The organism is Burkholderia sp. HAN2018, from assembly GCF_024704855.1.
GTDB classification, from domain to species: Bacteria; Pseudomonadota; Gammaproteobacteria; order Burkholderiales; family Burkholderiaceae; genus Burkholderia; species Burkholderia cepacia.
Map to the genome: position 1 here is coordinate 1 of NZ_QOBB01000224.1, position 11504 is coordinate 11504.

Annotated in this window: 10 protein-coding genes; 4 read left to right on the forward strand and 6 right to left on the reverse strand. The window is 67.3% G+C overall.

Features of this window, described 5'->3' with window-relative positions:
- The 4 genes from DPV74_RS33815 to DPV74_RS33830 all read left to right on the forward strand — a co-directional run.
- Positions 1-774, forward strand: a 774-nt coding sequence (locus DPV74_RS33815; RefSeq protein ID WP_119338766.1) for an ABC transporter permease subunit, incomplete at its 5' end; no start/stop codon positions are given.
- A 116-nt stretch (positions 775-890) separates the two neighbouring features.
- Positions 891-2456 (forward strand): DUF3138 family protein, encoded by a 1566-nt coding sequence (locus tag DPV74_RS33820; RefSeq protein ID WP_119338767.1) that lies wholly within the window; start codon positions 891-893, stop codon positions 2454-2456.
- Positions 2457-2568: 112 nt separating this feature from the next.
- The gene (locus DPV74_RS33825) at positions 2569-3873 is read left to right on the forward strand and encodes an FAD-binding oxidoreductase (RefSeq protein ID WP_119338769.1); all 1305 of its coding nucleotides are present in this window, start codon (positions 2569-2571) and stop codon (positions 3871-3873) included.
- Positions 3874-3897: 24 nt separating this feature from the next.
- Positions 3898-5199: an FAD-binding oxidoreductase gene (locus DPV74_RS33830; protein ID WP_027788936.1), complete on the forward strand. Its 1302-nt coding sequence runs from the start codon at positions 3898-3900 to the stop codon at positions 5197-5199.
- Positions 5200-5345: 146 nt separating this feature from the next.
- Here DPV74_RS33830 and DPV74_RS33835 read toward each other — a convergent pair whose 3' ends face one another.
- The 6 genes from DPV74_RS33835 to DPV74_RS33860 form a co-directional block, all read right to left on the reverse strand.
- Positions 5346-6020, reverse strand: coding sequence for a DUF799 domain-containing protein (locus DPV74_RS33835; protein ID WP_119338768.1), 675 nt, complete (start codon positions 6018-6020; stop codon positions 5346-5348).
- A 10-nt stretch (positions 6021-6030) separates the two neighbouring features.
- Positions 6031-6462 (reverse strand): DUF4810 domain-containing protein, encoded by a 432-nt coding sequence (locus DPV74_RS33840; protein ID WP_027788934.1) that lies wholly within the window; start codon positions 6460-6462, stop codon positions 6031-6033.
- A 56-nt stretch (positions 6463-6518) separates the two neighbouring features.
- Positions 6519-7190 carry a CsgG/HfaB family protein gene (locus DPV74_RS33845; RefSeq protein WP_182670311.1) on the reverse strand — a complete coding sequence of 224 codons (672 nt, stop codon included), beginning with the start codon at positions 7188-7190 and terminating at the stop codon, positions 6519-6521.
- Positions 7191-7838: 648 nt separating this feature from the next.
- Entirely contained in the window at positions 7839-9197 is a 1359-nt protein-coding gene (gene gor / locus DPV74_RS33850) for a glutathione-disulfide reductase (RefSeq protein ID WP_027788933.1), read from the reverse strand.
- A gap of 244 nt (positions 9198-9441) precedes the next feature.
- On the reverse strand, positions 9442-9666 hold the full coding sequence (locus tag DPV74_RS33855) for a hypothetical protein (RefSeq protein ID WP_027788932.1): 225 nt from the start codon (positions 9664-9666) through the stop codon (positions 9442-9444).
- A gap of 375 nt (positions 9667-10041) precedes the next feature.
- Complete coding sequence (locus tag DPV74_RS33860) at positions 10042-11163, reverse strand: porin (protein ID WP_027788931.1); 1122 nt, start codon at positions 11161-11163, stop codon at positions 10042-10044.
- Positions 11164-11504 lie beyond the last annotated feature (341 nt).

An 11504-nucleotide genomic window follows, 5' to 3' on the forward strand; every position in this document is an offset into this window, starting at 1 on the left:
CCGATCATCAGCCTGGTGGTGTACTCGTTCAACGAGTCGAAGCTGGTGACGGTGTGGTCGGGCTTCTCGCTGAAGTGGTACAGCGCGCTGCTGGACGACGACGAGCTGCTGACCGCCGCGTGGCTGTCGCTGAAGATCGGCCTGCTGACGGCCACCGCGTCGGTCGTGATCGGCACGTGGGCGGGTTTCGTGCTCGCGCGCTTCGGCCGCTTCAAGGGCTTCACGCTGTACACGGGGATGATCAACGCGCCGCTGGTGATTCCGGAAGTGATCCAGGGCATTTCGCTGTTGTTGCTGTTCGTTGCGCTGGAGCAGATGTTCGGCTGGCCGAAGGGGCGCGGGATGGTGACGATCTGGATCGGGCACGTGATGCTGTGCGTGTCGTACGTGGCGATCATCGTGCAGTCGCGCGTGAAGGAGATGAACAAGTCGCTGGAGGAGGCGGCGCTCGATCTGGGCGCGACGCCGCTGAAGGTGTTCTTCGTGGTGACGCTGCCGCTGATCTCGCAGGCGCTGCTGTCGGGGTGGCTGCTGTCGTTCACGCTGTCGATCGACGACCTGGTGCTGTCGGCGTTCCTGTCGGGGCCGGGGTCGACGACGCTGCCGCTCGTCGTGTTCTCGCGCGTGCGGCTGGGGCTGAACCCGGAGATGAACGCGCTGGCGACGCTGTTCATCACGGCGGTGACGATCGGCGTGATCGTCGTGAACCGGATGATGATCGCGCGCGAGCGGCGCCGCGTGGCCGACATGAAGGCGGCGTTCGCGGTGGCGTGACGACGCACCTCCGGCTTCGAAGATAACAAGCAGTGCAGACAAGCAAGGCGCGCTGCCCCAGGGGGGGCGCGCGATTCGATCCCGATTTGACAGGCGCACGACAAGGAGAATCCGCAATGAAGAAGAAACTGATCTGCCTGCTGGTGGCCGGCGCGTTGCCGGGCATCGCGCTGGCCGACTCGACATCCGCCGAGATCAAGGCGCTGCAGGCGCAGGTCGCGGCGCTGCAGAAGCAGATGAAGGCGATGCAGGCGCAGCTTTCGGCGAAGGGCGGCACCGCGACCGCCCAGGCCGGCACGAAGGCCGCGCCGGTCGCCGTGGCCGTCGATCCGGGCTCGCCGGACTACGGCAAGGCGCAGGCGACGCTGACCAACGACGAAGTCGGCGAAATGAAGCAGCAGATCGCGAACCAGCAGCTGAAAGTCGATTCGCTGACGGACGCGGCCAACACGGGCCCGCTGGCCGGCCTGTCGGTCACGGGCTACATCGACCCGACCTACATCTACAACCGCGCGGCCGGTACGTCGTCGTTCCTGTTCGCGAACCACGAGAACGCGTACAACTACTTCAACAGCACGTTCGGCGATCTCTACCTCGACATCAAGAAGACCTTCGGCGTCGGCCCGATGGCACCGTCGGCGGAAATCACGCTGATGCCGAACCGCGGCAACGGCATCACGCTGCTGCAGAACTCGCGCGGCTCGATCACCGACAACCTGCTGAACACGGCGGTCATCAACGTGCCGATCACCGCCGAGACGACACTCGTCGCCGGTTTGATCCCGAGCTTCGGCGGCTACGAGGTGCAGCAGTCGAACCAGATGCTCACGCTCACGCACAACCTGCTGTACGATTTCTCGGATCCGGGCAGCTATGTCGGTATCGGCGCGAACTACACGAAGGGCAACTGGGCGTGGAAGTTCTTCCTCGGCAACGAGCAGTACCGCACGTACGGTTCGGTCACGCAGAAGGGCACCAACGCACTCGGCGACCCGATCACGACCAGCAACAAGGTGCCGACCTTCACCGCGCGCGCGGACTACACGTGGTCGAGCGCGCTCGACATCGGCGGGTCGTTCAATATCGGGCGGCAGACGCTCGCAAGCGCGCTCGATGCGAACGGCAACGCCAACTATGGCCCGGGCGGGGCGGCACCGAGCGCGTACGGTTCGTTCTTCTTCGGTGAACTCGACGCGACCTACACGCTCGCCGACATTCAGTACAACGCGGAAGTCGACTACGGCCGTCAGCAGCATGCGGCGTTCAACGGCGGGCTCGCGCAGTGGTACGGCCTGTCGCTGCTCGCGCACCGCAAGTTCAACGCGCCGGTGGTCGGCCGCATGGGCGTGACGCTGCGCTACGACCTGCTCGCCAACTCGAAGAACGGCGGCGGCGGTGGCGGCATCGCGCTGAACGGCAACGGGATGGATCCGAGCAACGGCTTCGGCGTCGACGCGGACTGCCTCGCGCAGTCGAGGGCCGGCGGCGGCCTGGGCTTCGAGTGCAAGGGGGCGGTACGCCAGGACGTCGCGCTCGACCTGCTGTTCTACCCGACCCAGCAGATCACCGTGAAGGTCGAATACCGGCACGACTGGGCGAACAACAAGGTGTTCCTGCGCAACGACGGGTCGTACGGCAAGTCCAACGACCTGCTCGCGACGCAGTTCATCTATTCGTTCTGACGCAGCACACGCGGGACGCCGTGCCGCGCGCACGGCGTCCCGCGCCGTTTTTACCGGCCGAAGCACGATGCATCGCGCATCGCGTGCCGGCCGCAACGAGGGAGTCGGTCTGATGACGCAGTCTTTCACCCGCCGCGCCGATGCGCTCGCGCGCGACTCGTACTACGAGGCGACGGCCGTGCGGCCGGCCGCCGACGACCCGGTGCTCGAGGACACGATCGACGTCGACGTCTGCGTGATCGGCGCCGGCTTCGCCGGCCTGTCGACGGCGCTCGACTGCCGCGCGCGCGGGCTGTCGGTCGCGGTCATCGATGCGCACCGGCCCGGCTGGGGCGCGTCGGGACGCAACGGCGGGCAGGCGATCACCGGCTTCGCGAAGGACGAGGAAATCGAGCGGCAGCTCGGCGCCGACGGCGCACGCGCCGCGTGGTCGCTGTCGCTCGACGGCGTCGCGCTGATCGCCGAGCGGATCGCGCGTTACGGGATCGACTGCGACTTCACGCGCGGCTACCTGACGGTCGCGACGAAGCCGCGCCGCATCGACGACCTGCGCGCGTGGATGGACGCCGCGACCGGGCGCTGGGGCCATCCGTCGCTGTCGTGGCTCGACACCGGCGCGATCCGCGCGCGCATCGCGTCGACACGCTATCTCGCGGGTGTCTACGATCCGCTGTCGGGCCACCTGCATCCGCTCAAGTACTGCCTCGGCCTCGCCGAAGCCGCGCGGCGCGAAGGTGTCGCGCTGTACGCGCACACACCCGCGCTCGACGTCGTGCGCGGCGCGCGGCCCGTCGTGCGCACGCCGTCGGGCGACGTGCGCTGCCGCTTCGTCGTGTCGTGCTGCAACGCGGGCCCGGGCGGCGTGCTGCCGGCCGCGACGGCCGCCCGCATCGCACCGGTCGCGTCGTACATCATCGCGACCGAGCCGCTCGGCCAGGCACGCGCCGATGCACTGATCGCGCAGCGCGAGGCCGTGTGCGACAACAACTTCTTCCTCGACTATTTCCGGCTGTCGGCCGACCACCGGATGCTGTTCGGCGGCCGCGCGAATTCGGCCGGCGCGTCGCCCGTCACGCTCGCCGAAACGATCCGGCGGCGCATGGTCGGCGTGTTCCCGCAGCTCGGCGACGTGCGCGTCGACCACGCGTGGGGCGGCTTCGTCGACGTCACGCGCAACCGCGCGCCGGATTTCGGCGCGCTCGATCCGAACTTCTTCTACGTCCAGGGCTTCAGCGGGCACGGCGTCGCGCTCACCGGCATCGCCGGACGCGCGGTTGCCGGCGCGATCGCGGGCGACACGCGCGCGTTCGACCTGTTCGCACGCATGCGCCACCGGCGCTTCCCCGGCGGCGACGCGTGGCGGCAACCCGCGCTCGAGCTCGGGATGCTGTACCACCGCGTACGCGAGCTGTTCTAAGCCCATTTATCCGTCCTCCTGACCATGCAGACATTCGCCAACCAGCCGCACGTCGCGTCCTACTACGCGGCGACCGCCAACGATACGACCCGCCACGCGCCGCTCGCCGGCACGATCGATGCCGACGTGTGCGTGATCGGCGCGGGCCTCACGGGCCTGTCCGCCGCGCTCAACCTCGCCGAGCGCGGCCATTCGGTGACCGTGCTCGAAGCGTCGCGGGTCGGATGGGCGGCGAGCGGCCGCAACGGCGGCCAGCTGATCGGCGGGTTCGCGTGCGATATCGATACGTTTGCGCAGTTCATGCCGGAAGGCGACGTGAAGCGCATCTGGGACATGGGGCTCGAAACGCTGTCGCTCGTGAAGTCGCGCATCGCGCAACACGACATCGACTGCGCGCTGGTGCCCGGCTACCTGACCGCCGCGAACACCGAACGCGACGCCGATTCGCTCAAGCGCTGGCGCGACGAGGCCGCGAAGCGCTTCGGCTACGACCGCTTCCACTTCGTCGAAGCCGACGAACTCGGCGACTACGTGCAGTCCGACCGCTATTGCGGCGGCCTGTACGACCCGGACAGCGGCCACCTCCATCCGCTGAACTACACGCTCGGCCTCGCGCGCGCAGCCACCGGTGCGGGCGTGCGCATCCACGAGGACAGCTGCGTGACGCGCGTGCGCGACGTCGCGGGCGGCCATGTCGTCGAGACGAGCGGCGGCAACGTGCGCGCACGCTTCGTCGTGCTCGCGTGCAACACCTTCGTCGGCACGCTCGCGCCCGCGCTGTCGAAGAAGATCATGCCGGTCGGCACCTACGTGATCGCGACCGAGCCGCTCGGCGAAGCGCGCGCCGCCGCGCTGATGCCGGCGCGCGCGGCGATCTGCGACAGCCGCTTCGTGCTCGACTATTTCCGGCCGGCGCCCGACACGCGCCTCGTGTGGGGCGGCAAGGTCAGCTATTCGACGCGGGAGCCGCGCGATCTCGCCGCGGCGATGCGCGCGGACATGCTGAAGACATTCCCGCAGCTCGCGGACGTGAAGGTCGACTACGCGTGGGGCGGCTTCGTCGACATCACGATGAACCGCGCGCCGCACTTCGGCCGCATCGCGCCGACGATGTATTTCGCGCAGGGGTTCTCGGGGCACGGCGTGAACACGACCGCGCTCGCGGGCAAGCTGATTGCCGAGGCGATCGACGGACAGGCGAGCCGCTTCGACCTGTTCGACAAGATCCGCCATCGCGACTTCCCGGGCGGCGAGGCATTGCGCACGCCGGCGCTCGTGCTCGCGATGAGCTGGTACCGGCTGCTCGACGCGTTCGGCGTGCATTGAGCGGCGGCGCGGGCGACGAGCGCCGCCACCCGCCATGCAAAACGGCCGCGCGAACGCGGCCGCCTGGTGCCGGATGTCGCGGCGCCGGCATGGCAGGCAGGCAACCTGGCCTGCCCGACCGGCCGAAGCCGCCGCATCCGCGCGGGTCAGTCAGTCCCGTACTTCGGCGAGTGCGGCCCGTACAGCAACCCGTTCGGCGGCCCCGCCGACAACAACCTGCTGCTGGTCAGCCCGGCCACATCGTGCGCTTCGTCGGTCAGCGAATGCGCGACCTGCTTGACGGCCGCCTGTACCAGCATCCCGACGACACCGAACGCATTGACGCTCATGGAGTTGCCGACTTCCTTGCCGGTCGCACGGCCCTCGCCCTGCCACAGCACGTCGCCGCTCTTCAGGTCGACGAGCTTCGCCGACGCCGCGACCACCGTCGTGCTGTCCACCAGCTGGTAGACGGAGCCGTATTGCGTGATCTTCGAATAGAGCGCGGCATCCGCACCGAAGATCTCGCGCAGCTTCGCCGGCGACGTGTTCTGGATCTCGGCCGCGTTCGCGAGGCCGTTCTGCTTGAAGGTCTCGTCCATCACCGCGACCGGCACCACGTAGTAGCCCGACTCGGCGAGCGGCTGCGTCATCTGCGACAGCACCCCGTAGGTCGCGCCGACGTCGGTGGTCTCGTTGACCGGCGGCAGCACGAGGATCGAGCGCGGCTGGCTCTTCTTGAAGGCCGTGTAGTCGGGACGCTTGACGGGTTGCGCGCATGCGCTCAGCAGCGCGACGAGCGACAGCACGGACAGCAGCTTGAATGAAAGTGTCTTGATCATGGCACGCACGTTACTGTTGGGCGGGAGTCGGATCGGCTTGCTTCCGGCCGGCGATCGTCTGGTCGGCGGCCTTCGGGTTCGCGGCCTGCGGATTCACGGCCTTCTTCTTCATCAGGAAATCCATGTACGGCGCGGATTCCGGAAAGAGCGCCTTCTCGGCCTCGAACGACTGCGTGGCCTGTTGCCCGTTGCCGACGCTCGCGTAGAGCATCCCGAGATGCGCATGGAAGCCGGGCGGCGGCTTGTTACCCTTCGCGCGGATCTCCTGCAGCGCCTTCTCGAGCGCATCGATCTGCTGTTGCGGCGAGCTTTGCCCCTTGAAGTATTCGTACACCTGCGGCTGATAGCCGTTCCACTGATAGAGCGGCGGCGTGGTCGGCGCCGCGCAGCCCGCGAGCAGCATGGCGGCCGCCGTCGCCGGCAGCCAGATTCCCCGTTTCATGGTCTTGTCTCTTTCGATGAGTGAGTGATTCGTCGAGCGCGTGTCGCGCACGGCGCTTACTGCGGCACCTTCAGCGTGCCGGCGTCGACCTGGTCGACGAGATGGTTCACGGCCTCCTGGATCGCGAGATCCAGCACCTTGCCGTTGAGCGTCGAGTCATAGCCGGCGGTGCCGCCGAAGCCGATCACCTCGCGGTTCGACAGGCTGAACTCGCCCGCGCCCTGGCTCGATGCGACGACTTCCGACGTCGTCGTGTCGACGATGTTCAGGTTGACCTTCGCGTATGCGACCTGCGTCTTGCCGCGGCCGAGGATGCCGAACAGCTGGTGATCGCCGACGTCCTTGCGGCCGAATTCGGTCACGTCGCCGGTCACCACGTAGTTCGCGCCCTTCACCGCCTGCGCCTTCTTCATGAAGCCGGCTTCCTGCTTGATCTCGTCGAGATTCTCGCGATCGAGCACGTTGAAGCGGCGGCTCTGCTGCAGGCGCGTGACGAGGATCGTCTTCGCCTGCCCGCCGAGGCGGTCGATGCCGTCCGAGAAGATGCCGCGCATGTAGCTCGAGCGGTTGTCGAACTTGCCGACCGCGATCGCGACGGGCTTGCCCGCGTACGGTTTCTGCGCGCTGCTCACGGCCGGCACGTCGAGCGTGCGCGACGATTCGGTCGCGCAGCCGGACAGCGCCGCAACGAGCGCCGCCGCCACGAGGACGGTGCGTCGTGTCTGAATGTTCACTGTTGGTCTCCTTGTGTGGAAAGATGGCCCGGAACGGGCACGCCGGCTCGCAAACGACCCGGCGGTCGAAACGGTTGCGGTGCGAACGGGGATGCGTGCATCGGCGCGATGGACGCACGCGCGTTCATCGCCGCACCGGCGGTGGCAGTGGATGAGTGAAAGGGGCGCGCAACCCGTGCGTTGCGACGACATGCGGATGCGCGGCGCGGTACGCGACAGGCTCGCGCGCGACGGCTACACCGTTATTCTGGTTACTGCGCTGTTGATCGCGCATGATCGGCCCCGTATATGATTTTTCGCGATCATATCAAGCCTGCTTATCAAGATGAGGAATCTTGATAATAGTTGACGATTTTCTTACTTATCCGACGCGCGCGGTCGAATCGGCGCAATTCCTCGCCGACAGGGGCTTTGCAGGCATGTGGACGCAGCGTGCCGATTTTCCTTTGTTGTCTCCGGCGATCGATCTCGAATCCGGCAATATCAAGATATATTGTCCGTACCGCCCATCCGCATTACCCATATCCCGAGAATAATCACCGAAATCCGGCTGCCTTTACCGCACCCGACGGGTTCGCCGGCCACGATGCATTCCGGCAATCCTGCCGCGCGCACGTACGAACGCGCGCGCATCCGCGCCCGCTAGTCGGCCACCTTCTGCCGCATCGTCACGAACTCCTCGGCCGCGGTCGGATGAATGCCGATCGTGTCGTCGAACTGCGCCTTCGTCGCGCCCGCGCGAATCGCGATCGCAATCCCCTGGATGATCTCGCCCGCATCGCGGCCGACCATGTGCGCGCCGACCACGCGCTGGCTGTCGCGCGCGACGACGAGTTTCATCAGCGTGCGCTCGTCGCGGCCCGACAGCGTGTGGCGCAGTGCCTTGAACGACGTGCGGTAGATGTCGACGTCGCCGTCGTAAAGATCGCGCGCGGTCGCCTCGGTGAGACCGACCGTCGCGACCTCGGGCTGGCTGAACACCGCCGACGGCACCCATTCGTGATCCGTCGCGACACGCGACCCGCCGAACAGCGTGCGGGCAAGCAACGCGCCGTCGCGCGTCGCCACCGGCGTGAGCTGCGGCCGCGACGTGACGTCGCCGATCGCATGGATCGACGGCACCGACGTCGCCGAATACGCATCGACGGCAATCGCGCCACGTGCGTCGAGCATCACGCCCGCCTGTTCGAGCCCGAGCCCGTCGACGTTCGGCACGCGGCCGGTCGCATACAGCACTTGATCGTACGGCCCGTGCCGCGCATCGCCGACGCGCACGCTCAGCGTGCCGTCGTCCGCGCGTTCGATCGACTCGACCACCGCACGCGCGTGGATCGTGACGCCCTGCTTCGTCATCTCGTCGGTGAGGAACTGGCGCACGTCGTCGTCGAAGCCGCGCAGGATCTTCTCGCCGCGATAGAACAGGTCGACGTGGCTGCCGAAGCCGTTGAAGATGCCCGCGAACTCGACCGCGATATAACCGCCGCCGACCACCGCGATGCGTGCGGGCCGCGCGGCGAGCGACAACGCCTCGCGCGACGTGATCGCATGTTCGATGCCGGGCCGCGCCGGCATCGACGGGCGCGAGCCGGTCGCGATCGCGATGTGGCGCGCACGGATCGTGCGCTCGCCGATCGCGACCGTGTGCGCATCGACGAGCGTCGCGCGCCCGGCGTGCATCTCGACGCCCGATTGCCGCAGCAGGTTGATGTAGATGTCGCTGAGCCGGTTGATCTCGCGATCCTTCGCGGCGATCAGCGCGGGCCAGTCGAGCGTGCCGGCGCCGAAGGTCCAGCCGAAGCCCTTCGCGTCCTCGACTTCGTGCGGATAGTGCGATGCGTAGACGAGCAGCTTCTTCGGGATGCAGCCGCGCAGCACGCAGGTGCCGCCGATCTGCTCTTCTTCCGCTATGCCGACGCGGGCACCGTACGACGCGGACATGCGCGCAAGCCGCACGCCGCCCGAGCCGGCCCCGATGACGAACAGGTCGTAGTCGAAATCCATCGCATTGCCTCATCGCAGTTCGGATGCAGGCACGATAGCAAGATTCCGGATTTCTTGCGGCACATGGTGCCGCCACGCGCACGCCCAATAAAAAACGGCGAGAGACGTTGCCTCTCGCCGGTCAAACCGACTGCCGGGTGTGCCACGCGTCACCGATCGACCGCATGCCCGACCTGCCGGCTGCGCGGCACCGGCCCGGCCGGGCGCGCGAAGGGCGCGCCCACGGCCGGACCAGCCGCCATGCTCATGCCTGCGACGTGTCGCTGCCGTCCGTCGCCTGCGTGTCGTCTGCCTGCTGCGGCTGCTCTTCCTTCTTCTCGAGCATGCCTTCGATCGCTTCCGCGCCCTTGAAACCGGCGACGGCGGCTGCCGCCTTGGTCAGCAGGCCCGCATCCGGATCCAGCTTTTCCGCGCCTTCGACGGCGGCGATTGCGCCGGCGATTTCACCCACGGTGTTCAGGATACCCATCGTCATCCCCTTTCAAGAAAATCGTGAGCGCATCGTCCCACGAAAAAAACCGGCGAACCGCGATTGTCATCACCGGATACACAAGTTACGCACCAGGCCGGCCGCGCTCGCCGAGCATGACCGGAACGACGCACGCGCGAGCCTGGCGACACGCAACGGGCGATGCACGCAGCGTAGCGGAAAGGCTTCGCGCGCACTGTAAAAGTATGTTCTGGATTGCCGACGGTTCCCTTACGGCGCGGGGGTCTCGTGATGGAGCATTCGCCGAATAGTCGTGCGCGCGTATGAAGGTCGCATGACGAAAAAAAAGAGGCGCCTCGCGGCGCCCCTTCGATGCATGCCGGACGACTGCCGGCGCATGCGTTCCGACGTTCGTCAGAAGATATTGCGCAGGCCGATCGCGATGCCGGTCTGGTTGCTGCGGCCGGGCAGCTCGACGTTCGCCGCGCCGTTCGTCTTGTTGAAGTCGACGGTGCCGTAGATTTCCGTGCGCTTGCTGAGCGCGTACTCGGCGATGCCGACGATCGCGTAGCGGTTGCCGCTCGCGAGCGTGCCGTTCGTGGTCATCGCATTGCGCATGTGGTCGTAGTAGAACGCGCCCGTCAGCGTCAGCGGTGCGCTGACCTGCCAGCTCACGCCCGCGAACGGACCGTCGTCGATCCGTCCGGTGCCCTTCGCGACCGGAATCGACTGCTGGGCGAGCAGGCTGTCGACGAAGCCCGTGTCGTCCTTCGAGCGCAGGTAGCCCGCGTAGATCTTCGCCTTGCTGAACGCATACACGACGTTCGCGTGGTAGATCGTCTGCTTGCGCGCCGAGTTGTCGCTGTTCTGCTGCGCACCGGCCGCGATGCTGAGCGGGCCCATCACGTACGACAGCGACACGCCCCACGCATTGCCCTTGCCGAGCGAACCCGGGATCTGGCCCGAGAAGCCGCCGGCGCCGGTCGATTCGTAGTTGGTGCCGGTCGAGTACATCGCCTTCGCGGTCAGGCCTTCGAACTTGCCCGTGTACTTGATCTGGTTGTCCGCATACAGGCCGCCGCCGAGTGCGACCGGCAGCCACGCGTTTTCGAGGTAGTTGCCGACCGTCAGCGGATCGTAGGTGTCCGACAGCAGGTCGAACAGCGGCGTCTTCTGGCGGCCGAGGGTCACCGTGCCGTACGGGCTCTGCAGGCCGACGTACGCCGCGCGGTTGAACAGGCGGCCGCTGTCGGCGAATGCGCCGTTCTGCAGGTTCACGCCGCTTTCGAGGTTGAACACGGCCTTCAGGCCGCCGCCGAGATCTTCCGTGCCGTAGATGCCGAAGCGGCTGTTCGTGATCGCGCCGTTGGTCATCGACAGCAGGCCGTCGTTCTTGGCGTTGGCGTTGGTGAGGTAGCGAATGCTGGCGTCGGCGACGCCCCAGAGCGTGACCGAGCTTTGTGCGGCCGCGTACTGGCTGGCAAATGCGAGCGCGGCGCCCCCTGCGATGGCTGCGAGTCGTGTGGTCTGCTTCATGAGCTTTCCTGTTTGTAGGTGTCTCCGTTCATGGCCGGCCGCGTGCGCAGCCGGGTGGCGATCGCTCGCGTTCTTGGCGCGCGCGATGTGGGCTGAATCATATGACGACTGCAATCGCTGAAAGAAATTGAAATGCGCGGTAACGGCGGAACTGTCGCCCGCGCACAACGCCGCGCGCGCGAGGCGCGCCGGGCGGGCGTCGGATGCCGCACGGCATCCTCCGGCCACGCGGCTTACGGGATGTCGGGTCTGTAAGCATCGCCCCGCAGGCGCGGGGGAACGGGCAGGCGGCCGGAAGTGCCGGCGGGCGGCGCCGTCACGCCGCCGACGACGGCTCGCCG

What these genes read in the sequence shown, in the direction of transcription:
- DPV74_RS33820 (WP_119338767.1), top strand. Translation starts at nt 891, where the DNA reads ATGAAGAAGAAACTGATCTGCCTGCTGGTGGCCGGCGCGTTGCCGGGC.
- DPV74_RS33835 (WP_119338768.1), bottom strand. Translation starts at nt 6,020, where the DNA reads ATGATCAAGACACTTTCATTCAAGCTGCTGTCCGTGCTGTCGCTCGTC.
- DPV74_RS33840 (WP_027788934.1), bottom strand. Translation starts at nt 6,462, where the DNA reads ATGAAACGGGGAATCTGGCTGCCGGCGACGGCGGCCGCCATGCTGCTC.
- DPV74_RS33860 (WP_027788931.1), bottom strand. Translation starts at nt 11,163, where the DNA reads ATGAAGCAGACCACACGACTCGCAGCCATCGCAGGGGGCGCCGCGCTC.
- DPV74_RS33830 (WP_027788936.1), top strand. Translation starts at nt 3,898, where the DNA reads ATGCAGACATTCGCCAACCAGCCGCACGTCGCGTCCTACTACGCGGCG.
- DPV74_RS33825 (WP_119338769.1), top strand. Translation starts at nt 2,569, where the DNA reads ATGACGCAGTCTTTCACCCGCCGCGCCGATGCGCTCGCGCGCGACTCG.
- gor (WP_027788933.1), bottom strand. Translation starts at nt 9,197, where the DNA reads ATGGATTTCGACTACGACCTGTTCGTCATCGGGGCCGGCTCGGGCGGC.
- DPV74_RS33855 (WP_027788932.1), bottom strand. Translation starts at nt 9,666, where the DNA reads ATGGGTATCCTGAACACCGTGGGTGAAATCGCCGGCGCAATCGCCGCC.